Annotated in this window: 28 protein-coding genes and 2 pseudogenes; 16 read left to right on the forward strand and 14 right to left on the reverse strand. The window is 71.3% G+C overall.

The features are described 5' to 3' along the window. Positions 1-97: 97 nt before the first annotated feature. The 5 genes from trxA to J1M46_RS11840 all read right to left on the reverse strand — a co-directional run bounded on the left by trxA (position 98) and on the right by J1M46_RS11840 (position 5682). A complete protein-coding gene (gene trxA / locus J1M46_RS11820) occupies positions 98-409 on the reverse strand; it encodes a thioredoxin (RefSeq protein WP_206447976.1) in 312 nt (103 codons plus the stop codon). After that, positions 406-1380, reverse strand: a complete 975-nt coding sequence (gene trxB / locus J1M46_RS11825) for a thioredoxin-disulfide reductase (RefSeq protein WP_206447977.1) — start codon at positions 1378-1380, stop codon at positions 406-408. The genes trxA and trxB overlap by 4 nt, the downstream gene beginning before the upstream one ends. Before the next feature lie 42 nt (positions 1381-1422). Then, a complete protein-coding gene (locus J1M46_RS11830; protein ID WP_206447978.1) occupies positions 1423-1842 on the reverse strand; it encodes a hypothetical protein in 420 nt (139 codons plus the stop codon). Between the two features lie 109 nt (positions 1843-1951). Then, a complete protein-coding gene (murJ, locus tag J1M46_RS11835) occupies positions 1952-3658 on the reverse strand; it encodes a lipid II flippase MurJ (RefSeq protein WP_206447979.1) in 1707 nt (568 codons plus the stop codon). Continuing rightward, entirely contained in the window at positions 3655-5682 is a 2028-nt protein-coding gene (locus tag J1M46_RS11840) for a DUF6049 family protein (protein WP_206447980.1), read from the reverse strand. Before J1M46_RS11840 ends, murJ begins: the two co-directional genes overlap by 4 nt. Before the next feature lie 142 nt (positions 5683-5824). Between J1M46_RS11840 and J1M46_RS11845 the strand changes: the two genes are divergently transcribed. The 8 genes and pseudogenes from J1M46_RS11845 to J1M46_RS11880 all read left to right on the forward strand — a co-directional run bounded on the left by J1M46_RS11845 (position 5825) and on the right by J1M46_RS11880 (position 11777). Further along, positions 5825-7294: a CCA tRNA nucleotidyltransferase gene (locus J1M46_RS11845; protein ID WP_446698584.1), complete on the forward strand. Its 1470-nt coding sequence runs from the start codon at positions 5825-5827 to the stop codon at positions 7292-7294. Between the two features lie 135 nt (positions 7295-7429). Then, positions 7430-7780, forward strand: a pseudogene (gene rpsF / locus J1M46_RS11850) (30S ribosomal protein S6); the annotation flags it as partial. A 134-nt stretch (positions 7781-7914) separates the two neighbouring features. After that, positions 7915-8457, forward strand: coding sequence for a single-stranded DNA-binding protein (locus tag J1M46_RS11855; protein WP_206447982.1), 543 nt, complete (start codon positions 7915-7917; stop codon positions 8455-8457). Positions 8458-8517: 60 nt separating this feature from the next. Further along, positions 8518-8772: a 30S ribosomal protein S18 gene (rpsR, locus tag J1M46_RS11860; RefSeq protein WP_206447983.1), complete on the forward strand. Its 255-nt coding sequence runs from the start codon at positions 8518-8520 to the stop codon at positions 8770-8772. A 13-nt stretch (positions 8773-8785) separates the two neighbouring features. Continuing rightward, positions 8786-9238 (forward strand): 50S ribosomal protein L9, encoded by a 453-nt coding sequence (rplI, locus tag J1M46_RS11865; protein WP_206447984.1) that lies wholly within the window; start codon positions 8786-8788, stop codon positions 9236-9238. A gap of 397 nt (positions 9239-9635) precedes the next feature. Further along, positions 9636-10985, forward strand: a pseudogene (gene dnaB / locus J1M46_RS11870) (replicative DNA helicase); the annotation flags it as partial. A gap of 148 nt (positions 10986-11133) precedes the next feature. Then, a complete protein-coding gene (locus J1M46_RS11875; protein WP_206447986.1) occupies positions 11134-11361 on the forward strand; it encodes a FitA-like ribbon-helix-helix domain-containing protein in 228 nt (75 codons plus the stop codon). Beyond that, positions 11358-11777 carry a PIN domain-containing protein gene (locus J1M46_RS11880; RefSeq protein ID WP_206447987.1) on the forward strand — a complete coding sequence of 140 codons (420 nt, stop codon included), beginning with the start codon at positions 11358-11360 and terminating at the stop codon, positions 11775-11777. The genes J1M46_RS11875 and J1M46_RS11880 overlap by 4 nt, the downstream gene beginning before the upstream one ends. 42 nt (positions 11778-11819) lie before the next feature. Here the strand turns inward: J1M46_RS11880 and J1M46_RS11885 are convergent, their stop codons facing one another. Together J1M46_RS11885 and J1M46_RS11890 are read right to left on the reverse strand one after the other, a co-directional pair. Next, positions 11820-12233, reverse strand: coding sequence for a DUF2255 family protein (locus J1M46_RS11885; RefSeq protein WP_206447988.1), 414 nt, complete (start codon positions 12231-12233; stop codon positions 11820-11822). A gap of 74 nt (positions 12234-12307) precedes the next feature. Continuing rightward, positions 12308-12589 (reverse strand): Fe-S cluster assembly protein HesB, encoded by a 282-nt coding sequence (locus J1M46_RS11890; RefSeq protein WP_206447989.1) that lies wholly within the window; start codon positions 12587-12589, stop codon positions 12308-12310. A 142-nt stretch (positions 12590-12731) separates the two neighbouring features. On the opposite strand from J1M46_RS11890, the gene J1M46_RS11895 reads away from it, so the two are divergent. Next, positions 12732-13805: an NYN domain-containing protein gene (locus tag J1M46_RS11895; protein ID WP_206447990.1), complete on the forward strand. Its 1074-nt coding sequence runs from the start codon at positions 12732-12734 to the stop codon at positions 13803-13805. 72 nt (positions 13806-13877) lie between these two features. On the opposite strand, the gene J1M46_RS11900 is transcribed toward J1M46_RS11895, so the two are convergent. Further along, complete coding sequence (locus J1M46_RS11900) at positions 13878-14252, reverse strand: hypothetical protein (protein WP_206447991.1); 375 nt, start codon at positions 14250-14252, stop codon at positions 13878-13880. A 159-nt stretch (positions 14253-14411) separates the two neighbouring features. Between J1M46_RS11900 and J1M46_RS11905 the strand changes: the two genes are divergently transcribed. Then, on the forward strand, positions 14412-15332 hold the full coding sequence (locus tag J1M46_RS11905; protein ID WP_206447992.1) for an Fpg/Nei family DNA glycosylase: 921 nt from the start codon (positions 14412-14414) through the stop codon (positions 15330-15332). Here the strand turns inward: J1M46_RS11905 and J1M46_RS11910 are convergent, their stop codons facing one another. The 4 genes from J1M46_RS11910 to J1M46_RS11925 form a co-directional block, all read right to left on the reverse strand. Then, the gene (locus J1M46_RS11910; RefSeq protein WP_206447993.1) at positions 15333-16694 is read right to left on the reverse strand and encodes a dihydrolipoyl dehydrogenase family protein; all 1362 of its coding nucleotides are present in this window, start codon (positions 16692-16694) and stop codon (positions 15333-15335) included. Continuing rightward, positions 16694-16972: a YciI family protein gene (locus J1M46_RS11915; protein ID WP_206447994.1), complete on the reverse strand. Its 279-nt coding sequence runs from the start codon at positions 16970-16972 to the stop codon at positions 16694-16696. The genes J1M46_RS11910 and J1M46_RS11915 overlap by 1 nt, the downstream gene beginning before the upstream one ends. Positions 16973-17102: 130 nt before the next feature. Beyond that, the gene (locus J1M46_RS11920) at positions 17103-17678 is read right to left on the reverse strand and encodes an NADPH-dependent FMN reductase (RefSeq protein ID WP_206447995.1); all 576 of its coding nucleotides are present in this window, start codon (positions 17676-17678) and stop codon (positions 17103-17105) included. A gap of 124 nt (positions 17679-17802) precedes the next feature. Next, positions 17803-19023 (reverse strand): amidohydrolase, encoded by a 1221-nt coding sequence (locus J1M46_RS11925; protein WP_206447996.1) that lies wholly within the window; start codon positions 19021-19023, stop codon positions 17803-17805. A gap of 55 nt (positions 19024-19078) precedes the next feature. On the opposite strand from J1M46_RS11925, the gene J1M46_RS11930 reads away from it, so the two are divergent. The 6 genes from J1M46_RS11930 to J1M46_RS11955 all read left to right on the forward strand — a co-directional run bounded on the left by J1M46_RS11930 (position 19079) and on the right by J1M46_RS11955 (position 23604). After that, positions 19079-19663: a hypothetical protein gene (locus J1M46_RS11930; RefSeq protein ID WP_206447997.1), complete on the forward strand. Its 585-nt coding sequence runs from the start codon at positions 19079-19081 to the stop codon at positions 19661-19663. Next, the gene (locus tag J1M46_RS11935) at positions 19660-19920 is read left to right on the forward strand and encodes an ABC transporter ATP-binding protein (RefSeq protein ID WP_206447998.1); all 261 of its coding nucleotides are present in this window, start codon (positions 19660-19662) and stop codon (positions 19918-19920) included. Before J1M46_RS11930 ends, J1M46_RS11935 begins: the two co-directional genes overlap by 4 nt. Further along, on the forward strand, positions 19917-20558 hold the full coding sequence (locus J1M46_RS11940) for a hypothetical protein (RefSeq protein ID WP_206447999.1): 642 nt from the start codon (positions 19917-19919) through the stop codon (positions 20556-20558). The genes J1M46_RS11935 and J1M46_RS11940 overlap by 4 nt, the downstream gene beginning before the upstream one ends. A gap of 35 nt (positions 20559-20593) precedes the next feature. Then, positions 20594-21433, forward strand: coding sequence for a sulfurtransferase (locus tag J1M46_RS11945; RefSeq protein ID WP_241249108.1), 840 nt, complete (start codon positions 20594-20596; stop codon positions 21431-21433). Positions 21434-21493: 60 nt separating this feature from the next. Next, positions 21494-21946: a Fur family transcriptional regulator gene (locus J1M46_RS11950; RefSeq protein ID WP_206448001.1), complete on the forward strand. Its 453-nt coding sequence runs from the start codon at positions 21494-21496 to the stop codon at positions 21944-21946. Between the two features lie 152 nt (positions 21947-22098). Beyond that, on the forward strand, positions 22099-23604 hold the full coding sequence (locus tag J1M46_RS11955) for a catalase (RefSeq protein WP_206448002.1): 1506 nt from the start codon (positions 22099-22101) through the stop codon (positions 23602-23604). 376 nt (positions 23605-23980) lie between these two features. On the opposite strand, the gene J1M46_RS11960 is transcribed toward J1M46_RS11955, so the two are convergent. Together J1M46_RS11960 and J1M46_RS11965 are read right to left on the reverse strand one after the other, a co-directional pair. Next, positions 23981-24997, reverse strand: a complete 1017-nt coding sequence (locus tag J1M46_RS11960; RefSeq protein ID WP_206448003.1) for a zinc-binding dehydrogenase — start codon at positions 24995-24997, stop codon at positions 23981-23983. A gap of 30 nt (positions 24998-25027) precedes the next feature. Continuing rightward, positions 25028-25588 (reverse strand): GAD-like domain-containing protein, encoded by a 561-nt coding sequence (locus J1M46_RS11965; protein ID WP_206448004.1) that lies wholly within the window; start codon positions 25586-25588, stop codon positions 25028-25030. Between the last annotated feature and the right edge of the window lie 43 nt (positions 25589-25631).

A 25631-nucleotide genomic window follows, 5' to 3' on the forward strand; every position in this document is an offset into this window, starting at 1 on the left:
GACGACGACGAAGGCCCGACTGGACGCATCCGGTCGGGCCTTCATCAACTCGGTCTCGCGACGACCGCTGCGCGGTCTGCTCGACGAGCGTGGGGGATCAGAGGTAGGCGGCGAGCTCCTGCTCGATCGCCGGCCTCGGCCGGGCGCCGATGAGCTCGTGCACGACCTCGCCGTTCTGGAAGACCTTCATGGCGGGGATCGAGGTGATGTTGTAGCGCATGGCCAGGTCGGGCTCCTGGTCGACGTTCACCTTGACCACGTCGAGCTTGTCGGTCTCGCTGTCGATCTGCTCGAGGATCGGGCTGACGGCGCGGCAGGGTCCGCACCAGGCTGCCCAGAAGTCGACGACGACCGGCTTGTCGGCCTTCAGGACGTCCTGCTCGAACGATGCGGTGGTGACTTCCTTCACAGTGCTGCCTCCGTAGGTGTGGTGACGAGGGCCGGCGCGGGGTGCGCGGCCAGGTGGTGCTGCGCGTCGAGTGCGGCGACCGTGCCGGACCCGGCGGCCGTGATGGCCTGACGATAGGTGGGGTCGATGACATCGCCCGCGGCGAAGACCCCCGGCACCGAGGTGCGCGACGAGCGGCCGTCGACCGCGATCGTGCCCTCGCTGGTGAGCTCGAGCTTGCCGTGCACGAGGTGCGTGCGCGGGTCGGAGCCGATGGCGACGAAGACACCGTCGATCGGCATCTCCCAGGTGCTGCCGGAGACCGTGTCGCGCAGGGTGACGCCGGAGACCTGGTTGGTGCCGTTCACCTCGGTGCCGTTGATCTGCTCGATCACCGTGTTCGGCAGGAACTCGATCTTCTCGTTCTCGCGGGCGCGCTCGAGCATGACCTCGCTCGCGCGGAAGTGCTCGGAGCGGTGCACGATGGTGACCTTGTCGGCGAACTTCGTCAGGAAGGTCGCCTCCTCCATGGCCGAGTCGCCGCCGCCGACGACGACCAGCTGCTTCTGCTTGAAGAAGAAGCCGTCGCAGGTGGCGCACCACGAGACGCCATGGCCCGACAGCGGCTCCTCGCCGGCGATGCCGAGCTTCCGGTAGGCGGAGCCGGTCGCGAAGATGACCGTGCGGGCCTCGAGCACCTCGTCGCCGACGTGCACGCGCTTGATCTCGCCGTCGAGCTCGAGCTCGGTGGCATCCTGCATGCGCACGTCTGCACCGAACCTCTCGGCCTGCTGCTGCATGGCGAACATCAGGTCGGGGCCCTGCACGCCGTCGGGGAAGCCGGGGAAGTTCTCGACGTCGGTGGTGGTCATGAGGTCGCCGCCCATCTCGACGCTGGAGGCCAGCACGATCGGCTGCAGGTTGGCCCGCGCGGCGTAGATCGCGGCCGTGTAGCCGGCCGGGCCGGAGCCGATGATGATGACGTCGTGCACGAGGCCTCCTGGATCGTGGGGGTGCTTCTGGAACAACCGAGTCTAGGTCGTGGGCATTCCCCGGTCCGTGGGCGCGCTGGCCGCGGGCGCGCTGGCGGGAGCGCCGTCGCTGACGATCGTCAGCAGATCGCCGGTCGCGGCGTCGACGACGATCAGGCCCGCTGCCGGCCATTCGGGCGTGCGGCGCACGACGGGGCGGTGCACGCGGTCGCGGGCGCGCCGATCCCAGGAGTCGACCAGCCGCGCGGTGTCGGCGTCGACGATCAGCACCTCCGGGTGCGCGTGCGCGAGCGACGAGGAGGCCTCCGACGACCACCAGCCCTGCACCGCGAGCGGCCGGGGAGCGGGGCTGAGCGCGTGCTGCTTGCGCTCGCGCGTCAGGGTGCTCGCGACGATGGCGCCGACACCGGCGAGCGCGCCGACGAGCAGCGGTGCGGCGATGCGGATGAGCGGACTCGCCATCTCTGCCTCCTGACGGTGCCGACGTGGTGCGGGGACGCATCCACCCCCGTCGGCGCCATCGTAGACGCCGCAGTTGTGCGGCGGTCATGCAGCGGATGCGCGGTGCGGCTCAGACGGGATCGGTGCCGGTGGGTGCGTTCGGGCCCGGGAGGTTCGGGTCGGCGTCGGGACCGGCGCCCTGCCCGCCGTTGCCGCGGCCGCCTCGGAACTTGGCGACCACGATGTCGACGGTGGCGCGGAAGTCGGGGTTGCGGGTGAGGTAGAGGAGGCCGAAGTAGATGAGCGCCATCACGACGCCGGCCGCGAGGCAGGTGGCGACGGCGCCGAGCACGTTGGTGGTGCCGAACCCGCCCGCCCGGTAGCCGCCGAGCGCCCAGACCGTGGCGGCGCCCGCCGCACCAGCCGGGATGGCATATGCCAGGTACTGCACGTGCCGCAGGCCGATGAGCGTGAAGCCGAAGGGGCCGATCTTGCGGCGCACCAGGATGAGCCACACCGCGCAGGAGATGAGGTTGGCGGCCGAGACCGCGGCGGCCGTGCCGGCGATGATCCACACGGGAGGCAGGGTCGACGCACCCCAGAGCAGCGCGAAGGTCACGAACATGCCGAAGCAGGCATAGATGAACGGCGTGCGGGTGTCGCCGAGCGAGAAGAACACACGCTGGATGACGTACTCGGCGCTGAACGCGACCAGGCAGATCAGGAACGCCCAGATGACCCAGGCCATCGAGAGCATCAGGTCGAAGCTGGGCTCGAGGATGCGCGCGAACGGCACCGCGATGACGGCGAGCACGAACGCGGAGATCGTGGTGAGCATGCCGACGCCGCGCAGCGCAGCCGAGAGATCCTGCCGGATGCCGGCGATGTTCTTGACGCTCGCATGGCGCGACATGCTCGTGAAGTACGCGATCGCGATGGATACGGCGATGACCGAGTGCGGGAGCGAGAAGACGTACCAGGAGTTCTGCATCGTGGCGATGTTGGCGACCTCGCCCATCGATGCGACGCGCGACTGCACGATGCCCTTGATCTGGCCGATGATGACGATGCCGAAGAGCCACATCGCGGCGGTACCGGTCGCCCTGAGACCGACGCCTCGCCATCCGAAGTCGAGCCGGAACTTCAGACCCGTCTTGCGGAAGAAGAGCACGAGCACGAGCGCCTGCACCGAGACGCCCGCGGTGGTGACAGCGCCGAGCAGCGTGATGCGATCGGCGTTCCAGACGGCGATGTCGGTGTTGACCGCCTCGCCGCCGAACAGCAGCATGAAGGCGCCGAGGCCCGCGATCGAGACGATGTTGTTGACGACGGGAGCCCAGGTGTAGGGACCGAACTGGCCGCGGGCGTTGTAGATCTCACCCAGCAGCGTATAGATCGCGTAGAAGAGGATCTGCGGCATGCACCAGTAGGCGAGCGCGGTCGCGAGCGCCAGCTGCGGGTCCGAGAACCCCGCGCCGTTCTCGCCAGCGCTGACCGCGTACACCCTGACCAGGAATGGTGCCGCGATGGTCGCGATGATGGCCAGCAGCAGGAAGACCGTGCCGCCGAGCGTGAGGATCTTGGAGACGTAGGACTCGCCGCCGTCGGCGGCCTTCGACGCCTTGACAATCTGCGGCACGAGCACCGCGCTCATGACGCCGCCCGCGACGAGCGCGTAGACGTTGTTCGGCAGCTGATTGGCGAGGCCGAAGGCCTCAGCGGCTTCGGAGGCACCCTGGCCGATCGCCATGGCGAGCATCGCCATCTTCACGAACCCGAGGATGCGCGAGACCATCGTCCCGGACGCGATGATCGCGCTCGCCCTGCCAGCGTTCACGCGGTCTCCTCCGTGGATGTGGCGGGCTGATCCCTGGCCAGGTCGTCGATGTCCCCGCGCGCCTGCCCACGGCGACGCTTCAGCACCGAACGCAGGATGCCGAAGCCCAGCAGCAGCACCACGGCGATGCCGAGCGTCCAGGCGACGGCGACCTCGATGGTGGGCTGTGCGGTGACGTTCAGGTACTGGATCTGGCCGAGCGGCACGCCGTCCGGCGTGTGCAGCTGGGCGACGATCAGCAGCGATCCGGTGCCGACCACGTCGATCGGCACCTGCACCCGCTGCTGGCTGGTGGGGGCGACCGCCACCTCGATGCGCGACTCCGGGATGCTCACGAGGGCGTTCGTGGCCCGCACCGACAGCACGACGTTGGCCGGCACATCCAGCTCGTTCGTGATCGTGATCGGCAGCGGCACGCTCTCGCCGACCGCATGGATGTCGCTGCCGGCGACGAGCTGCACGGCGTTGCGCACCTCGCTCATCGAGCTGCCGAGCGCTTCGATCGCGAGCCGGTCGAGCTCGGTGACGTCGCTGCCGGCGTCGGGCAGGGCCGCCAGCACGGCCAGCCGCAGCTCTGCCAGCAGGTTGGCCGGATCGTCGACGATCGAGGCGAGGCGCGCCGCCTCGGCCTCCTGCTCGAGCGCGGCGGTGACGAGGTCTGCGCCGGCATTGCGCTGCGCGTCGTCGATCTGCCTGAGCGTCGCGTCGCGCGCGGGCACCTCGAGCGCCGCGTCGATGCCGGTGGTCTCGACGAACTGCGCCTCGGCGAGATCGGCGAGCAGCGCCGCGGAGTCGCCGAGGCTGGATGCCGGCAGCACCGCCGCCAGCGTGCGTGGGTCGCTCGGGCGCTCGCGCGTGATGGCCGCCAGCAGCGCCACGACTTCTGCCCGCAGGTCGGCGGCGGTCTCGGCGTCGGCCCCGGCGGCAGCGTGGATGAGCTCCTGCAGCTGGGCGTCCGCAGCGAGCACGGCGACGCCGTCGATGCGCGCATGCGCGCTGGGCGTCGCTCCGCCGAGCTGCTCGTCGATCATGGCGGTCGACAGCACCACGGTGCCGGCGCCGGCGAGCGCCTCGAGCTCGCCCTGCTGCACGATCGCCTCGGTCGCGTCGATCACGGGTGCCCGTCTGCCGAGCGAGCCGGTGCTGGCAGGCAGTGGATCGTCGTCGGCGCGCGGGATGCCGAGCGGCTCGAGCGGGTACACCCCGGCTCGCAGCTGCGCGATGGGATCGGCGTTGCCGTAGAGCAGCGGGTAGGTGCCCGGGCGGTCCGCGCGGTCGATCCAGGCGGTCGCGAGCTCCGGCGCCTCGTCGCCGAGCACCTCGGCGCTGGCGCCGAAGGCCGGGTCGACGCCGATCGTGGCGTTCGCACCCATCGCCGCGTCCAGCGCCGTGCGCGGAGCGCCGCCCAGCGCAGTGGCCGTCTCGAGCTGCTCGGCATCGAGCAGCCCGCTCTCGTCGATGCGGGAATCGATCGGCGCGGCGAGCGCGAGCGTCGTGGGGCTGGCCTCGCCGGGTTCGTCGCGCACGATCATGGTCGTCACGCCTTCGAACTCGGCACCGGATGCGGCCACGCCGTACGGTCCCCACGAACGCTCGTCCAGGCCGAGCGTCTCGGCGTCGATGGTCGTGCGCACGGTCACTCGATCGAGCGCGGCGACCGCAGGGAGGTCGACCTCGGCGATCCTCGAGCTGGCCATGAACGCCTCGCCGTCGATCCAGCGGCTGAGGCTGTAGCGGGTGCCGATCGGCTGCGAGGTGAGCAGCACCTCGACGGTCGTGGAGGCGGTCGGATCGTCCGTCTGGTTGTCGATCGTGAGCTCGAGCTCGAGGCTCTCGCCGTCCTGCAGCAGCGGGTCGACGGGCGCGATGATCAACTGCGGCGCCTCGGCGGTCAGATCCTCCGGCGCGCCGGTGGCGCCGGCGGCCGGAGCGTCAAGCAGCGGCGCTGTCAGAAGGGCGGTCGCGAGCGCGACGACGGCGCACGCGGTCGCGCGCCGTCGCGCGAGGCGACCTGCCGACAGCATGGTGGCAAGTGTAGGCGGCGCGGTGGCGCTCGAGGGCGGCGGCCATTTCTGGCCGACGCCGCGCCCCCAGCGCCGAGGCCCGTCTCGGGCCTCGGCACGGCTGACCCTGCATCCAGTGGCTGAGGTGCCAGAATGATCGGTCGTGACCGACATGGCTGCAGCGACCGCGCGATTGCACGCGCTGGTCGCCGCTGCGCCCACACGGCAGCTCGCCGAGGCGTTCGCGGCGGCGGGCCACGAGCTCGCGCTCGTCGGCGGCCCCGTGCGCGATGCGCTGCTCGACCGTCCGGTGACCGATCTCGACTTCGCCTCCAGCGCCACTCCCGACGAGATCCTCGCCGTCGTCGAGCCGCTCGCCGACGCCACCTGGGACGTCGGGCGCGAGTTCGGCACCATCGCCGCGCGCATCGGCGACGAGCAGGTCGAGATCACGACGTACCGCGCCGACACCTACGACGGCGTCTCCCGCAAGCCGCAGGTGGCCTTCGGCGACACCCTCGAGGGCGACCTGGTGCGCCGCGACTTCACCGTCAACGCGATGGCGCTGCGGCTCACGCCGCTGCGCGCCGAGCACCGCAGCACGCAGGCGGTGACGGATGCGTCGCCGCAGCTCGTCGACGTCGGCGGCGGCATCGAGCACCTGCTGTCGGGCGTCCTCGACACGCCCCAGGCTGCCGAGCAGTCCTTCGACGACGACCCGCTGCGCATGATGCGCGCGGCACGCTTCTCCGCCCAGCTGGGCTTCGAGGTGGCACCGCGGGTGGTGACGGCGATGACCGAGCTGGCCGACCGCATCCGTGACATCTCCGCCGAGCGGGTGCGCGATGAGCTCACCAAGCTGCTGCTCACCAGCGGGCCCGTGCCGGGCATCCGTCTGCTGACCGACACCGGCATCCTCGACCGGGTGCTGCCGGAGGTGCCGGCGCTGCGCCTCGAGGCCGACGAGCACGCCCACCACAAGGACGTGTACGAGCATTCGCTGACGGTGCTGCAGCAGGGCATCGACCTCGAGGCGTCCAGGAATCCGGATGCGGTGCCAGACCTGGTCTCGCGGCTCGCCGGCCTGCTGCACGACATCGGCAAGCCCGCCACGCGGCGCATCGAGGGCCGCACCGTCACCTTCCACCAGCACGACCTGGTGGGCGCGCGGCTGGCGAAGCAGCGCCTGAAGGCGTTGCGGTTCGACAACGACACGGTGAAATCGGTCGCCCGGCTGGTCGAGCTGCACCTGCGCTTCTACGGCTACGGCGAGCAGGCGTGGACCGACTCGGCGGTGCGGCGCTATGTGCGCGACGCGGGCCCGCTGCTCGAGCGCCTGCACATCCTCACCCGCTCGGATGTCACCACCCGCAACCGGCGCAAGGCCGAGCGGCTCGACTTCGCCTACGACGACCTCGAGCAGCGCATCGCCGAGCTGCGCGAGCAGGAGGAGATGGACGCGGTGCGTCCCGACCTCGACGGCGAGCAGATCATGGCGCTGCTCGGCATCGCGCCCGGCCGCGAGGTGGGCGAGGCGTACCGGATGCTGCTCGAGCACCGCCTCGAGCACGGGCCGGCCGAGCCCGAGGAGGCCGAGCGCGTGCTGCGCCAGTGGTGGGCCGCGCGCGGCTGATGCGCCGGTGCTTGAGCGCGGCGAGGCGCTTGCGCTACAGTTGACAGGTTGCGCTGGGCCATGCCCGCGCACCATGCATACCCTCCTGCTGCAGACCGTCTGCAGCCGTTCTAGTCCGAAGGAGGTGGGTGAAGCATGCAGGAATACGAACTGATGGTGATTCTCGACCCAGAGATCGACGAGCGCACTGTCGCTCCGTCGCTCGACAAGTTCCTCAACGTGATCCGCAACGATGGTGGCACGATCGAGAAGACCGACATCTGGGGCCGTCGTCGCCTGGCCTACGAGATCGACAAGAAGACCGAGGGCATCTACGCCGTCGTGAACTTCACGGCCGACTCGAAGACCACCGACGAGCTCGACCGCCAGCTGGGTCTCTCCGAGGCCGTCATGCGCACCAAGGTGCTGCGTGCCGAGGTCGCCGTGTCGCAGACGAGCGACTCGCGTCGCATCGCCGAGGCAAAGGCTGCCAAGGCTGCTGAGGCGCCCGTGGCGGAGACGGCGAAGCCCGTCACCGACGCGAAGCCGGCTCCGGCCGAGGCGAAGGCCGCTCCGGCCGAGACCGAGACCGCTGCCCCCGAGGCAGAGGCGACGTCGACCGAGGCAGAGGCCAAGTAGCAATGGCCGGCGAGACGATCATCACGGTGGTCGGCAACCTGACTGCCGACCCCGAGCTGCGCTACACGCAGAACGGGCTCGCGGTCGCGAACTTCACGATCGCCTCGACGCCCCGCACGTTCGACCGCCAGGCCAACGAGTGGAAGGACGGCGAAGCGCTGTTCCTCCGCGCGTCGGTGTGGCGCGAGTTCGCCGAGCACGTCTCGCAGAGCCTGCAGAAGGGCAGCCGCGTCATCGCGCAGGGCCGCCTGAAGCAGCGCTCGTTCGAGACGCAGCAGGGCGAGAAGCGCACGGTCATCGAGCTCGAGGTCGACGAGATCGGCCCCTCGCTCCGCTACGCCACGGCACAGGTCACCCGCACGACGGGCGGCGGCGCAGGCCGCAGCTCCGGTGGCGGCCAGGGCGGCACCCAGGGCGGCGGCGGCTTCGGCCAGCCGCAGCAGGTTGCCGGCGAGCCCTGGGGTCAGCCGCAGTCGCAGCCCCAGCAGGGCGGCGACGTGTGGGGCGCTCCCGGCACCTCGTACAACGACGAGACGCCCTTCTAAGGCTTCTCGCTCACATCACAGTTTCCCGGGACGGCAGTCCCGAGCAAGAAAGAAGGACACATGGCTGGCAAGCCGCAGAACCGCAAGCCGCGGGCCCCGAAGGGCGGAAAGCCCCTCGCTCCGGCGAAGGCGATCAGGGTTGGCGTCATCGACTGGAAAGACGTCGCGACGCTCAAGAAGTTCATCTCGGAGCGCGGCAAGATCCGCGCCCGTCGCATCACCGGCGTGTCGGTGCAGGAGCAGCGTCTGATCGCGAAGGCGATCAAGAACGCACGTGAGATGGCGCTCCTGCCCTACTCGGGCGCCGGACGCTGAGGGGGCTGACGCAATGGCAAAGGTCATTCTGACGAACGAGGTCTCCGGCCTCGGCTCCGCTGGTGACGTCGTCGAGGTCAAGAACGGCTTCGCACGCAACTACCTCGTGCCCCAGGGCCTCGCCGTCGGCTGGACGCGCGGCGGCGAGAAGCAGGTCGACGCCATCAAGGCCGGCCGTGCGGCTCGCGAGCACGCCACGATCGAGGAGGCGCAGGATCTGCGCGCCCGCCTCGAGGCGAACCCCGTGACGCTGCCGGCCAAGGCCGGCGCCGAGGGCCGCCTCTTCGGCTCGATCCAGACGAAGGACATCGCTGAGGCCGTCGAGGCCGCCGGTCACGGCAGCCTCGACAAGCGCGTCATCGAGATCCCGACGCCGATCCGCTCGGTGGGCGACCACACGGCTGTCGCTCGCCTGCGCGACGAGATCGTCGCCACGATCACCCTCAAGGTGGTCGCCGCGAAGTAGTTCGCGACGAACGAGTCGAGGGCCCGCATCCGTCATGGATGCGGGCCCTCTGCTCGTTCTGCACGAGGGCGGATGCGTGTCAAACCCTCATGGGGGACGACAACCTTCAACGTGCAGTTCAGTCTTCTGTTTCCCCACCGCCTGTGGAATCGAGAATGCCCGGTCAGAGTGGCTTTACGGCCCTTTCCTGATCGCGATCCCACAGGTCTATGCACAGGCCTTCGGCGCGTCGGAGCCCGGTTCGCACGGCGTTGTCCACAGTCCTCCACAGCGTTCTCCACAGGGCGATTCGACGCGCGCCTCAGCGACTCCTAGCCTGTGCGAGGCTCCCTCTCTCGATCGCCATGCTCGATCGCTGTGGGTGGAGTGCGGCATCGTCGAGTCGAAGGGAGCAGCGATGACGGATCTTGCAGAGATCGGCCTCGACCAGGGCCGCTACAGCGAGCGCACGCCTCCGTTCGACATGCTCGCCGAGCAGTCGGCGATCGGCGGCATGCTGCTGTCGAAGGACGCGGTGGCCGACTGCCTCGAGACCGTGCGCGGCCCCGACTTCTACCAGCCCAAGCACGAGATCATCTACGAGGCGATCCTCTCGCTGTACTCGCGCGGCGAGCCCACCGACGTGATCACCGTCTCCGACGAGCTGACGAAGACGGCGATGCTCTCGCGCGCCGGCGGCGTCGAGTACCTGCACTCGCTCACCTCGATGGTGCCGACGGCGGCGAACGCCGGCTTCTACGCCGAGATCGTGGCCGAGAAGGCCGTGCTGCGGCGCCTCGTCGAGGCAGGCACCCGCATCGTGCAGATGGGCTACGCCTCGGAGGGCGAGGTCACCGACCTCGTCAACAATGCGCAGGCCGAGATCTACTCGGTGATGGGCGAGGACCAGTCCGAGGACTACGTGCCGCTGAGCATCGCGGTCGAGATGGCCATCGAGGAGATCGAAGCGGCCAAGGGTCTCGACGGCGTCATGACCGGCGTGCCGACCGGCTTCCGCGAGCTCGACGAGCTGACCAATGGCCTGCACCCCGGCCAGCTGATCGTCGTCGCCGCCCGCCCGGGCCTCGGCAAGTCGACGCTCGCTATGGACCTCGTGCGCTCGGCGTCGATCAAGCACGACATGCCGTCGGCCTTCTTCTCGCTCGAGATGGGTCGCACCGAGATCGCCATGAAGCTGCTCTCGGCCGAGTCGAACATCCTGCTGCAGAAGCTGCGCAAGGGCGCCATCGAGGGCCGCGACTGGACGACGCTCGCGCAGGTGCGCGGCCGCATCAACGACGCACCGCTCTACATCGACGACAGCCCCAACCTGACGCTCGTCGAGATCCGCGCCAAGTGCCGCAGGCTCAAGCAGCAGGCGGGCCTCAAGATGGTGGTCGTCGACTACCTGCAGCTCATGACGAGCGGCAAGAAGGTCGAGTCGCGCCAGCAGGAGGTCTCGGAGTTCTCCCGCTCGCTCAAGCTGCTGGCCAAGGAGCTGCAGGTGCCGGTCATCGCCCTGTCGCAGCTGAACCGTGGTCCCGAGCAGCGCGGCGACAAGAAGCCCGCCATCAGCGACCTCCGCGAGTCCGGCTCGATCGAGCAGGACGCCGACATCGTGATGCTGCTGCACCGCGAGGACGCCTACGACCGCGACATCCGCCCAGGCGAGGCCGACATCATCGTCGCCAAGCACCGCGGTGGGCCCACGAAGACCATCCCGGTCGCCTTCCACGGGCACCTCGCGCGCTTCGCCGACATCGCTCCCGGCATGGGCCCGAGCGACGGCGGCGGCATGCCCGGCGCACCCGCGATGCCGCCCGGCGGCACGCCCTTCGGCGGCGCACCTTACGGCCCGCCACCGCCCGTCGAGGGATGAGGCGATCCTGCTAGCATTGCTAGCAGGAGGTGCGACGATGGCGACCTTGACGATCCGAAACCTGTCTGAGCAGACGCGGCGTGCACTCAAGGCTCGCGCCGCAGAGCATGATCGGTCGATGGAGGCCGAGGTGCGCGAGATCCTCGACGATGCGGTCGGCGTGCGGGTCGATTTCATCCAGGGTTGGCTCGGCGACGTCGATCAGCTCCAGCTCGAGTTCACGCCTCCTGAGCGTGCGCTTCCGCGCCCTGTGGACTTCCCGTGATCGTCGTTGACACGAACGTGCTCTCCGAGCCGTTGCGGCCGAGGCCCGATCCTGGCGTCATCGAGTGGCTGGGTGAGCACGCCGACCGTGCTGCGATCACAGCGATCACCCTCGCGGAGCTCCAGTTCGGTGTGCAGCGACTGGCCGCTGGACGACGACGCGATGCGCTGCAGGCCGCGATCGATCGGATGGAGGAGGCCGCGGCCGACCGTCTGCTGAGCTTCGATCGCGCCGCGGCTCGTCGTTGGGGTTCGCTGCGCGCCGAGCGCGAGCGGCTCGGTCGGCCCATGAGCGTCGAGGACGGGATGATCGCCGCCATCTGCCTCGCCGGTGGGCACGACCTCGCGACGCGCAATCGTGCGGACTTCGACGGACTCGGCATCACGCTGCACGACCCGTGGCAGCCGCGCGGCTGAGAGCGGTACTGATCGATGCCGCCCTGCGCGGGTCCGCAGGGGTCAGGCGGTGGCGACGACTCGCAGCGTGCACGTGCGGGCAGCGTCGCTCAGCATGGCGTCGACGGACTCGGGGCTGTACGAGTACTTGCGGCGCAGCTCGTCGTCGATCTGCTGCTGGATCTCGTCGTCGACGGGCACGTATTCGGTCGCGACCGTCTCCCGCGGCAGCTCCAGCGCGGCGTCGCGGTCGCGCTCCGCGATCGATCCGTCGGCGAGCGCGAACGCGACCGGCCGGCCCGCTCGCACGTGGCGATACCACCAGGCCTCTGGTCCGTTGACCGATCGCACATAGGGCACGCCATCCACGACCATCGACCAGATCGGCGTGGCGGTCGGCTCGCCGTCGGCCCTCGTCGTCACGACGGCGACGACATGCGTCTCATCCAGCACCTGCACCACGTCATCGAAGCTCATGCCCCCGACGCTACCGCTCGAGCGACGCACAGCAATGCCCCCGGTCGCCTGACCGGGGGCACCGCGATTCGGGACTACTCCTGCTGGCCGATGGCGAAGTCGACTCGCCCATCGGGCTGGGCGGATGCGTCGAGCACCTTGTCGTCGAGCGCGATCGCGGCCTGCGGGTCGAGGAAGACCTTCGCGCCGGCTGACTCGACGACCTGGTCCTCGCCCTCCGGCTGATTGGCGACGGCGACGTTGAGGCCGGAGCCCTCGATGTCCTGGGAGATCCGGATGCCGCCGGTCTGCGGCGCCTGCGCGCCATCGACGATGCCGGTGATCACGGTCTGGGCGTTCTCGGTCAAGGTGAGCATGGCGCTCCTTCCGGTCGGTGAGTCCGCCACGATGCCGTGCCTGCGCGGGTCCCCGCAACCTCCGTTCGCCGTCGGCGTTGCCGCGGGGTCCGCGCGTGTCGTGCCGGAGGGAATCGCGGCCGCACCCTGACAGACTGGCCGCATGCCCATTGACCAAGAGGCGCGTGTCGCCGTCTACATCGACTTCGACAACATCCTCATCTCGCGCTACGACCAGATCCACGGCCGCGGCGCCTTCCACGCCGACAAGGTGCGCACGCTGCCCGCCGACGGCCGCGACTCCAAGGTGCGCACCCGCTTCCAGCAGGCGACCGTCGACCTCGGTGCCATCATCGACTACGCCTCGAGCTTCGGCTCGATCGTGCTCAGCCGCGCCTACGCCGACTGGTCGGTGCCGGCGCACGCCGCCTACCGCGACCAGCTGCTCGCCCGCGCCGTCGACCTGGTGCAGATGTTCCCCACCACCCGATCGCTGAAGAACGGCGCCGATATCCGCCTCGCGATCGACGTGGTCGAGGACCTCTTCCGCCTCGAGGCCATCACGCACGTCGTGATCGTCGCCGGCGACAGCGACTACATCGCACTCGCCCAGCGCGCGAAGCGCCTCGGCAGCTACGTCGTCGGCATCGGCGTGGCCGGCAGCACCTCGAAGTCGCTCGCCGCCGCCTGCGACGAGTTCGCCGACTACGACGCCCTGCCGGGCATCGAGCCGGTGCAGCTCGAGGAGCCCGAGCCCGACCCCCAGCCGGCAGCAGCAGCGCCCACCGCCGCGAAGGGCAGCCGACGGGGCCGCGGCAAGGGCTCGAAGCAGTCGGAGACCGACGCAGCAGCGTCGCCGACCGAGGCGGCAGCGGAGGCAGCAGCGGCAGAGGCTTCCACCGACGAGCCGGCCGCCCCGGCCCCGGCACGTCGCAGCCGCCGCGCCACCAGCGCGTCGGTCGCCTCCGAGCAGGACGAGGTGGCGATGACGCCCGACCAGCGCGGCGACGCAGCCACCGGCCTGCTCGAGCGTGCCCTGCGCATCCTGCACCAGAAGACCGACGACGAGTGGCTGCACGCCAACGTCGTGAAGGAGCAGATGAAGCGCATGGACCCGGTCTTCAACGAGAAGTCGCTGGGCCACAAGTCGTTCACCGACTTCATCACCGCCCGCGACAGCCTGGTCGACATGCGCGAAGAGGGGCAGGCGCGCTTGCTGCAGCTCAAGGACGCCTGAGCCGAGCCCTGCCGCACGCGAAGAGGTGCCCCGCCGATCGGCGGGGCACCTCTTCGCGTGCGGCGGTTCGCGTCAGTCGACGGAGCCCGCGGACTGCGCCGACGCCGGGGAATTCGCGGAGGGCACCGAGACGGGCGACTGGGCCGAGGGCGCCGAGACCGGCGACTGGGCGGAGGTCGCGCTGGGGGCTGACTGGACGGACTGCGCCGACTGGACGGACTGCGCCGACTGCGCGGACTGGGCCGAGATGACCGAGGCGTGGTCGTCGGTGGCCGTGATGGCCACGGTGCCGCGCTCGAGCAGGTCGCCGCGCACCTGGCTGGCCTCGACGACGCTGCCCTCGGCGTCGCGCAGCTCGACGGCGTTCGCGACGCCCGCCGCGCTGGTGGCGATGGCGCCGAGGCCGAGCACGCTGAGACTGCCGACTGCGATCCACTTGTTCTTCACGGGGTTCCTCCTCATGCTTGGGTCCTGGTTGCTCCCGGGCTGGCTGCGTTGACACTCACTCTGCCGACCGCCCGTGAGGCGCCGAGGAGGGGAATGTGAGAGCCCTCTCACACAGGATCTGGCGTTTCGGACGTCGGTGGCCGAGTGCACACTGTTCCCATGCCTGAGCTTCCCGAGGTGGAGGCGCTCGCCGCCGATCTGGGCGAGCGGCTGCGGGGCCGTGCGATCCGCCGGGTCGACGTGACGGAGATCGCCGCGCTCAAGACCTACGACCCATCCGTCGACGCCCTGCGCGGCACGACCGTCACCGGCACCGGCCGGCGCGGCAAGCATCTGCTGCTGTCGGTCGACAGCGGCCTGCACGTGGTCATCCAGCTCGCCCGCTCCGGCTGGATCCGCTGGCGCGAGGCATCGCCGCGGCCGACGGCCGGCCGCGGCAGGGGTCCACTGGCAGCCAGGGTGATGCTCGAGCCTCCTGGGGCGTCCGGGCAGCCCGGTGACCGGCAGCCCGGTGCCGAGCTGGGCGGCGACGGCTTCGACATCACCGAGCAGGCGACGCACAAGCGGCTCGCGATCCACGTGGTGCGGCACCCCGACCAGGTCATGTCGATCGCGACGCTCGGGCCCGAGCCGCTCGACGATGCCTTCACCGAGGAGCGCTTCGCTGCCGTGCTCGCCCACGCCGGGCGCGCGCAGATCAAGGGCGTGCTGCGCGACCAGCGGCGCGTCGCGGGCATCGGCAACGCCTACTCCGACGAGATCCTGCACGCGGCGAGGATGTCGCCGTTCCACCCGGCCTCCATGCCGTCCGATGATGTCGTCCGGCTCTACGCGGCGCTGCGGCAGGTGCTCGGCGAGGCGGTCGAGCGCGCGATGGGCGTCACGGCCGCGTCGCTGAAGGCCGAGAAGCGGCAGGGCCTGCGCGTGCACGGCCGCAAAGGCGAGGCGTGCCCGGTGTGCGGCGACACCGTGCGGCAGGTGATCTACGCCGACTCGACCTTCGAGTACTGCGCCACCTGCCAGACCGGCGGCAAGCCGCTCGCCGACCGGGTGTTGTCGCGGCTCGGCGTGCGGCGCTGACTACGCCAGCTCGCCCAGCACCTCGTTGAGCGCCTCGGTCGACGACGGATGCGTCCAGATGCCGTCGCGCAGCTCGGCGGCGGTCACGCCGGCGCGCATCGCCAGTGCGACGAGGTTGATGACCTCCTGCGCGTCGACGGTGTGGAGGGCGGCGCCGAGCACCAGATCGCTGTCGGCGTCGACCACCAGCTTGATGATGCCGTGGGTCTCCTGCACCGCCTTGGGGCGCGGCATGGCGGCGATCTTCACGACCGGCTTGGCGCCGACGAGCACCGAGCGGCCCTGCTCGCGCGCCTCGCGCTCGGTCAGGCCGACCCTGCCGAGCGGTGGCGTGGTGAAGATCGTGGTCGGCACCGCGACCCGATCGGCTCGGCTGCGACCGGCGTCGCCGGTCAGCTGCGACTTGACGATGCGGAAGTCGTCGAGCGAGATGGGCGTGAGCTGCTGCCCGCCGTTCACGTCGCCCACCGCCCAGACGCGGTCGGCGCTGGTGCGCAGCCGGTCGTCGACCGTGACGAAGCCGCGCTCGTCGGTCTCGATGCCCCCGGCGGTGAGGTCGAGCTCGGTCGTCGCCGGCGTGCGCCCGGTGGCGAGCAGCACCGCCTCCGCCTGCACCTCACCGGCGCTCGTGACCACCGTCGCGACGCTGCCGTCGTCGTCGATGCGGCGGGTCTCGGCATCCGTCATCACCGTGACGCCCGCATCCGTCAGTGCCTCCTCCATGGAGCCGCGCACGTCGTCGTCCTCCTCGGGCAGGATGCCGGCGCCGCGGGCGATGATCGTCACGGCGCTGCCGAAGCGCGCGAACATGCTCGCGAACTCGAGCGCGATCGTGCCGGCGCCGACGATCGCGAGCCGCTCGGGCACGGAGCCCAGATGCTGGATCGACGTGGAGTCGTGCACGCGCGGGCCGTCCTCGCCCGGGATGCCGGGCAGGCGCGGCTCGGTGCCGGTGTTGATCACGACGTGCTCGGCGACGATCTCGAGCTCCTCGTCGCCGCCGGTCACGCGCACGGTGCGCTCGCCCGTGAACGCGGCCTCGCCGCGCACGAGAGTCACGGCATCGACGGTCGCGAGCAGCTGCCGGTTGGCCTCCCGCAGCCGGCCGACGACACCGTCGCGCACCGCGATCGCCTGCGCCAGGTAGGTCTCGGGGTCGTCCTCGGGCCGGCGCTGCTCGGCCTGGTGCACGAGCGCCTTGGTCGGCACGCAGGCGATGTTGATGCAGGTGCCGCCGACCATGGCGTCATCGCGCTCGACCAGCACGACGCGGCGGCCGGCGCTGCCGAGCGCGCGGGCGAGCGTCTTGCCGCCCTTGCCCCAGCCGACGACCAGCAGGTCGGTCGTGAGGCGCTCGGTCATCAGTCCCGTCCCGGGATCCCGCCGGTGGCGATCGTCCACGGCTGCACCGTGCGCACCTCGACGCCCGGGGCCGAGTAGTACGGGTCGTCCTCGAGTGCGGCCTCGACGACCGCCATGTCGTCGGTGGAGAACAGCAGCAGCGCGCCGGTCTGGTCCTCGAACGGCCCTCCGGCCAGCAGCACCCCCTGCTCGTGCAGGCTGGCCGCGCGCTCGCGGTGGCCGGGGCGCAGCTCGAGGCGGGCGGGGTCGTCGGAGAAGGCGAGGATGACAGCGATCATGGCCTCAGCCTATGCATGCGTGCGGTGGGCCGCTGCTGAGATGTGCACGCGAGCGATCGCGGCAGCCCGTGTTCCCGGGGGGGTGGTGCGCGAGGCGACGCCGCGGCGTGCACATCTTGTATGGCGCGGCTCAGGCCGCGACGAGCTCCCTCGCCGATGCGGCGACCAGCCCGGCGACGCTCTCGCGCAACTCGTCGATCGAGCGGCCGACGAATGCCCGGCCGTCGAGCAGGCGCTGCGACTCGTCGAAGTCGGCGCCCTCGAACGGCATGCGCACGCCGTCGCCCGAGCGCACGAGGCCGATGTGGTCGAGCACCGCGTGCAGCTGCGCGGCGGCGGAGCGGCCGCCGGCCCAGCCGTAGGAGACGACGACGGCCTGCTTGCCGACCCACTCGGCCTTCAGGTAGTCGATGGCGTTCTTCAGCGCCGCGGGGTAGCCGGCGTTGTAGTCGGGGGTGACGAACACGACGCCGTCGAGGGCGACGATCTGCTCGGCCCAGGCGATGGTGTGCGGGTTCGAGCGCACGCCGGTGGCCGGCGTCATCGCCTCGTCGAGCAGCGGCAGGCCGATCTCGCGCAGGTCGAGCATGACGGCGTCGGCCCCGGCGGCCTCGACGAGGGTGACGACCTCGTCGGCAACGGTGCGGCCGACGCGCACGGGGCGGGTGCTGCCGACGATGATGCCGATCTGGGGGCGTGCGGACATGAGGTCTCCTGACGTGTCGATGGGTGGGTCACGGCACGCGTCATCGGGCACCAGAGATCAGACAACGAGTCTGGGCGCCCGGGCATTCCGGATTCGAACGAACGCGACGGATGCCGCTGCCGGGTCAGGCGAGGAAGGCGCGCGCGGCCGCCACCATCGCGGTGGTCGCCGTGTCGAGCGTTGGCTGGATGACCGGGATGAAGTCGGGGGCGTGGTTCGAGGGGATCTCGACGTCGAAGGTGCCGCGCTCGCGGGCCTGCGCGACCAGCTCTGGGTCGAAGCCGCCGTACATCCAGAACACGTACGGCGCGCCCCAGACCGCCGGCAGGTAGCTGAAGTCCTCAGAGCCCAGGTACTGCGGCGAGGGCACGTGGGCCGCGCCGAACGCGGCGTCGAACGCCGCGCCCACGGTCGCAGCCGCATCCGCGTCGTTGACCGTCAGCGGCGCGACGTCGCCGGTCTCGATGGTCGCCGGCGGCGCGCCCGCCACCTGGCACTCGCCCTGCACGATGCGCTCGATCGCGGCGATCATCCGCTCGCGCACGCGCGGCTCGAAGGTGCGGATGTTGATCTCGAAGCGCGCAGAGTCGGGGATGATGTTCTGCTTGATGCCGGCGTGGAAGGTGCCGATGGTGAGCACGGCGCGGTCGGCCGGCGCCACCTCGCGGGAGACGATCGTCTGCAACCGCACGACCATGCTGGCGGCGAGCACGATCGGGTCGATGGTCTTCTCGGGCTGCGAGCCGTGGCCGCCGCGGCCGCGCACGGTGACGATGAAGTGGTCGCTCGCGGCCATGATCGGTCCCGCGGTGGTCTGCACCTCGCCCGCGGCGCCGGGCATGACGTGCTGCCCGAGGGCGACGTCGATGCCGCCGGGCAGCAGCTCGCGCAGCGCCCGCTGCATGCCGGCCGCGCCCTGCATGACCTCCTCGGCGGGCTGGAAGACGGCGACGATGGTGCCCGACCAGTCGTCCTGCTCGGCCAGGATCGCCAGCGCCCCCTGCAGGCCGGCCATGTGGGTGTCGTGGCCGCAGGCGTGCATGACGCCGGTCGCCTGCCCCTCGAAGTCGTCGGTGGCGGTCGATCGGTAGGGCACGCGCGCTGCCTCGGTGACCGGCAGCGCATCCATGTCGGCGCGCAGCAGCACCGTCGGCCCCTCGCCGCGGCGCAGGACGCCGACCACGCCGGTGGCCTCGCCGACCTGCTCGTGGGTCTCGAAGCCGCGCTCGCGCAGCAGCTCGGCCATGCGCGCGGCCGTGCGGTGCTCTCGGTTGGAGAGCTCGGGGTTCGCGTGCAGCTCGCGGTAGAGGTCTTCGATGAACGGGCGGTGCGTCTCGAGCGTCATGCCGCCAGGCTACGCCGCGCGCGCCGGTACGATGGAGGCAACCGTGAGGAGACCCGTGACCGCCACGCCGAGCACCTCGCAGGGGCAGCTGCACTGGCGCCTCCCTGCGATGCGAGCCGTCCCCGCGCTCGCGGTGGGGCTGCCGCTGCCGTTCATCCAGCTGCACACCCCGGTCGTCGGCCTGATCGCGCTCGCGGTGCTGCTGGCAGGCACCGCCGCCGCGCTGTGGATCAGCCGCCGACGGGTGCCGGATGGCGCGGGCCGCTGGCCGCTGGTGGTCGCGATCTGGAGCGGCGTCGTGGCCGTGGTCGCCGCCGCGCTCGCGATCATTGCCCCCACCGCTGCCGTGCTCGGCCTCACGGTCGCGCTCTGGGCGATCCCCACCGGCATCGTCGAGCTGCAGGGATGGGTGCGGATGCGGTCGGTTACCGAGCCGCGCACGCGCCAGCTGGCGCGCGACTGGCTCGCGGTCGGCGGCTTCACGATCCTGCTGGGCCTGGTCTTCGCGTTCCTGCGCGATCCCGTCAGCCTGGTCGGATTCCTCGGCGCCTACGCCGTCATCGTCGGCGTCTTCCATGCGGTCGCGGCCCTCTCTGCTCGCCCGGCACGCACCCCCACGATCGAGCGGAGCGATGCATGAGCAACCAGAACCCATCCGGCGACCCGACCCGGCGCCAGAAGCTGAAGCCCTTCGAGTACATCGTCTTCGCCGCGGGCGTCGGCATCTTCATCGGCCTCATCGTGCTGATGACGGTGCGCGAGGTGGTGCTCGCGCTCATCTTCGGCGGCATCGGGTTCATCGCCGCGCTGCTGCTGATCGCCACCCTCATGCTCACCATCAAGCCCAAGGGCCGCTCATCGGCCGACCTCCACAAGCGCGAGGGCTTCGAGCCGTGAGGCGCGCGCCGCTGCTGGCGGCTGCGCTGCTGATGCCGGTCGCGCTGCTGACCGGCTGCGGCTCGCTGACGCCGGCCGCGACGACGCAGCCTGGCGCGACCGCTGCCGGCACGTCGCAGAGCGAGCCCGGCGACGACGGGCAGGCGACCGGGCAGCAGGCGCCCGGGCAGCCTGCACCGAGCGGCCCGCACCTGACCGCCGAGGGCCGCGTGTTCGATCCGGCCGCCGACGACGTCGACCCGGGCGCCGACTGCGAAGGCGAGGCCGGCCGCACCGCCTACGAGGTCTTCGACCGGGCCGCCTGGCCGGCCCTCGACGTCACCGCCGGCGACGCCACCCTGACCTGCGGCAACGCATCCGGCGCCGGCTGGCGCCACATCGCCGACGGCCACACGGGCGACTTCGGCGAGCTCGCGCAGCTCGTCGACGCCGAGTGGGAGGACGTGGCGGTCTTCGCCATCGACCGCGCGCTCGAGCAGCCCACGCGCGTGGAGTCGTACCGCGACGACATCGTCAACTACGACGTGCTGGTCGAGTACGTCGACGGCGGCGAGGCACAGCGCTCGTGGATGGTGACGGTCGGCGTCGGGCTCGGCAGCGGGCAGATCATCACCTCGTTCCCCGACGAGCAGCGCTGACGGCACCGCCCGGGCGGGCTGGCACGATGGGTGGCATGCGCGATCTCGTCACCGTCGACTGGCTGGCCGAGCACCTCGGGGAGGACGGCCTGGTGGTCATCGATGCGTCCATGGCACCGCCCGGCACGGACGACCCGCTGCCGGAGGCGGGCATCCCCGGCGCCGTGCGCTTCGACATCGACGGCGACTTCTCGCGGCAGGATGCGGCGGATGGGCTCGGTCCGGTGGGCGTGCACGAGATGCTCCCGCCGGCGCGGTTCGAGCAGCGGCTGCGCGAGATCGGCATCCGCGCCGGCGACCGGGTGGTGGCCTACGACGCGGCCGGCATCTACTCGAGCGCCCGCGCCTGGTGGATGCTGCGCGCCGCGGGCATCGACGCCGCCGTGCTCGACGGCGGCCTGCCCGCCTGGGCCGAGGCAGGGCATCCGCTCGCGCCAGTGGCAGCCTCAACCGGTGCGCCCGGCGATGTGACCGTGCGGTGGGATGCGTCGGCGTTCGTCGACGCGCACGTCACGGCCGCGGCGCTCGCCTCGGGCGAGGCCGACGTGCTCGACGCCCGCTCGCCGAGCCGCTTCAGCGGCGAGGAGGCTGATCCGCGCGAGGGCGTGCGCGCCGGCCACATGCCCGGCGCGATCTCGCTGCACTACGGAGCGCTCGCACCCGAGGGCCGCATGCTGCCGACGAACGCGCTGGCGCAGCGGCTGCGAGAGGCGGCGGGGGAGCGGCCGATCATCGCCAGCTGCGGCTCGGGCGTGACCGCCGCGGTGGTCGCGCTCGCCGCGACGATCGCCGGCCGCGAGGCGACTGTCTACGACGGCTCGTGGTCGGAGTGGGGGCACGAGGGCTCCGGGCGGCCGGTCGTCGCGGAGGGCTGAGTGCGCCGACGACTCGTGCGATTGTTTTGACTTGTTCACGATAACTGCTACGGTCGAAGCATGACCGAGGCCGATGTCGAGCTGCTGCGCGAACGGAGCCTGCGTGTGACGCAGGGCCGCCTCGCGGTGCTCGAGCTGCTCGAGCAGTTGCCGCACGCCGATGCCGAGCACGTGCACGCGGCGCTCGTCGAGCGCGGCCATGACACCAGCGTGCAGTCCGTGCACAACGTGCTGGCCGACCTGACCAGCGCGGGCATCGTGCGCCGCTTCGAGCCCGAGCGCTCCGCAGCCCGCTACGAGCGGCGCATCGACGACAACCACCACCACGCGGTCTGCAGCAGCTGCGGCCGCGTCGAGGACGTCGACTGCGTCGTGGGCGAGGCGCCGTGCCTGCACGCGCAGGCGCCGGCCGGCTTCACCATCCAGGCGGCGAACGTCACGTTCGTCGGGCTCTGCGGCGACTGCGTCGCAGCGGACGCGACCACCGCCGCCGCCACCACCGCGACCGCCTGACCCGCGGCGCGTGCGGGCAACCCGCACGACCGCACCCAGCAGACCCAGGGCGACGAAGCCCATCCGCCCCGCCACCGGGGCACGCGCGGCCCCGCCGCGCCCAGAGCCACTGACCACACGAGCAAGCACATGAGACGAAGAGGACGAGGTTCATGACGACTCCCACCACCAACGCCGTCGGCGCACCGATCGCGAGCGACGCCCACTCGCAGACCGTCGGCCCGGACGGCGCCATCGCGCTGACCGACCACTACCTGGTCGAGAAGCTCGCCCACTTCAACCGCGAGCGCGTGCCCGAGCGCGTGGTGCACGCCAAGGGCGGCGGCGCCTTCGGCACCTTCGTGACCACCCACGACGTGTCGCAGTACACGAAGGCGGCACTCTTCCAGCAGGGCGCCGAGACCGACATGCTCGCGCGCTTCTCGACCGTCGCGGGCGAGCAGGGCAGCCCCGACACCTGGCGCGACCCGCGCGGCTTCGCGCTGAAGTTCTACACCAGCGAGGGCAACTACGACCTGGTCGGCAACAACACGCCCGTCTTCTTCATCCGCGACGGCATCAAGTTCCCCGACTTCATCCACTCGCAGAAGCGCCTGCCGGGCTCGAACCTGCGCGACAACGACATGCAGTGGGACTTCTGGACGAACTCGCCCGAGTCGGCCCACCAGGTGACGTGGCTGATGGGCGACCGCGGCCTGCCCAAGTCGTGGCGCTTCATGGACGGCTTCGGCTCGCACACCTACCAGTGGATCAGCGCCGCGGGCGAGCGCTTCTGGGTGAAGTACCACTTCAAGACCGACCAGGGCAACGACTACCTGCCGCAGGCGGAGGCCGACCAGCTCGCGGGCTCGGACGCCGACCACCACATCCGCGACCTCTACGAGGCGATCGAGCGCGAGGAGCACCCGTCGTGGAGCCTGCACGTGCAGGTCATGCCCTACGAAGATGCGAAGACCTACCGCTTCAACCCCTTCGACCTCACCAAGGTGTGGCCGCACGCCGACTACCCGCTCATCCCGGTGGGCACGATGACGCTGAACCGCAACCCCGAGAACTACTTCGCCGAGATCGAGCAGGCGGCGTTCTCGCCGGCCAACTTCGTGCCCGGCATCGCGGCCAGCCCCGACAAGATGCTGCAGGCCCGCATCTTCAGCTACGCCGACGCGCACCGCTACCGCATCGGCGTCAACCACACCGAGCTGCCCGTCAACCGCTCGCAGGCCGAGGTCAACAGCTACCACAAGGACGGCGGCATGCGGTACGGCTTCCGCTCCGCTTCGGCTCCGGTCTACGCGCCGAACTCGTTCGGCGGACCGGCGGCGGATGCGGCTGCGGCCGGTGACGAGGCAGGGTGGCAGAACGATGGCGAGCTCGTGCGCGTCGCCCACACCCTGCACCCGGAGGACGATGACTTCGGCCAGCCGGGCACGCTCTACCGCGAGGTGTTCACCGACGCCGAGCGCGAGCGCATGATCGCGAACGTGACCGGCCACGTGGGCGCCACGCGCATCCCCGAGATCCGCGCGCGGGCGATCCAGTACTGGAAGAGCGTCGACGCCGACCTGGGCGCGCGCGTCGAGGCCGGCCTCGCACCGATCGACGAGCCCCGCACGGCGCTCGCGGGCGACCCGGCCCCGGAGCCCGTCGGCGCGAAGTGATGGAGCCGGTCTCGCGCCCGAGACTGCATCGCGTTCGTGGGGCAGCTGGACCGCTTCGAGATCGGGGGACCCGTTCGAACGGGACCCCCGATCCGCAAGCGGTCCATCGCCGACCGCGGGCTGGTTCCAACGGGTCCCGAGATCCGCAACGGGTCCCGAGATCCCTAACGGGTCCTCGGTGCCGGAACGGGACCGCGCGCAACCGGTCCACGGCAGCAGGAGCGGCCCGCATCTCGCAATGCGGGCCGCTTGGCGTTTCCGGTGCGAGCTGTCGCTCCCGGATTGGCCCGCTCGGCGCCGCAGCACTCAGGGGCGCGGCAGCACTCAGGGCGCGGCAGCACTCAGGGGCGCGGCAGCACTCAGGGCGCCGCAGCACTCAGGGGCGCAGCAGCACCTTGATCGCGCGCCGCTCGTCCATCGCCGCATAGGCCTCCGGCGCCTGCTCGAGCGGCAGCTCGAGATCGAAGACGGCGGATGCGTCGAGCTCGCCCGCGAGCACCGCCGGCACCAGCTCGGGCAGGTAGCGCACGACCGGCGCCATGCCGCCGCGCAGCCCGATGTTGTTGCGGAACGCGGCGGGCCACGGGATCTCCGTGCCGTGCGGCACCCCCACGAAGCCGACGGTCGCGCCCGGGCGGGCGACGCGGAACGCCGTCTGCATCGACTCGCCCGTGCCCACGCACTCGAGCACCGCATCCGCCCCCACACCGTTCGTGAGCGCGAGCACGGCCTCGACGGCGTCGTCGCCGCGCTCTGGTACCAGGTCGGTGGCTCCGAAGACGGTCGCGATGCGCTGCCGCTCGGGGTTGCGGCTGAGGGCGATGATGCGCTCGGCGCCCAGCCGCTGCGCCGACAGCACGCCGCACAGGCCCACGGCGCCGTCGCCCACGACGACCGCGGTCGATCCGGGGGCGACGCCCGCAGAGACGGCCGCGTGGTAGCCGGTGGGCAGCACGTCGCTGAGCGCGAGCACGGCCGCGTGCCGCGCGGCGTCGGGCGCCTCGTCGAGCACGAAGCAGGTGGCGTCGGCGTTCGTGACGCGCGTCAGCTCGGCCTGCCCGCTCGCGGTCATCGCCAGCTCGACGCAGCCCTGCGTCTGCCCGGCGAGGCAGTGCACGCAGCGGCCGCAGCAGTGGTTGAACGGCACGATGACGAAGTCGCCCTCGCGCACGCGCTCGACGCCGGCGCCGACGGCCTCCACGACGCCGATCGCCTCGTGACCGATGGTCTTCGGCGGGCTGGCGGGGTTCGCGCCGCGGTAGGGCCACAGGTCGGAGCCGCAGACGCAGCCCGCGACGACGCGCACGATCGCGTCGGTGGGGCGCTCAACGGATGGGTCGGCCCAGGTCTCGACGCGGATGTCGCCGGGCCCGTGCAGGATGGTGGCTCGCATGGCTCCAGCCTGGCACTGCTCGGCCGTGCGTCAGTGCAGGATCGGTCCCTGGCGGTCGAGCAGCGCCTCCACCGCGGTCAGCGCCGGGTGCAGTTCGAGCGCGTCGAGCGTCGGCGCCGGCTCGTCCGATTGCCGCGGCAGGTGCGCGAGCACCTGATCGTAGGCGGGCACCCCGTGGCGCGCCACCGCCTCCGGGTAGGGCGCCCAGTCGAAGGCGCGCGCGAGGTGCGCCGCCCCGTGCTTGGCCGTCAGCTGCACGAGGGTGCGCGGCCGCGAGCCGAGGCCCACGGCGCGCCGCTGCCGCAGCAGCAGCCCGGCGACCCCGCGGTCGGGCTCCCACAGCACCACGTCGGCGAGCGCCGTGACCATGATCGGCACCGCGGAGCCCTCGCCGATCATCTTGCCGAGCAGGTTGCCGATGCGCCCCTCGTACGCGTGCGGGTCGATCAGCCGCACGAAGCCCTCGCCGAACGAGCCGTAGCCGTAGCGCTGCCAGAGCTCGACGATCTCCTCGGGCACGAGCCCCTCGTAGGCGTCGATGGTCGCCGCGCCGACCGGCGCGTGCGGCACGAAGTCGAGGATCTCGAGCACCTCTCGACCCTACGCGCCGGCCCCCGCCCACGGCCAGGCGCCC

This window comes from Agrococcus sp. KRD186 (genome assembly GCF_017168255.1).
Taxonomy (GTDB): domain Bacteria; phylum Actinomycetota; class Actinomycetes; order Actinomycetales; family Microbacteriaceae; genus Agrococcus.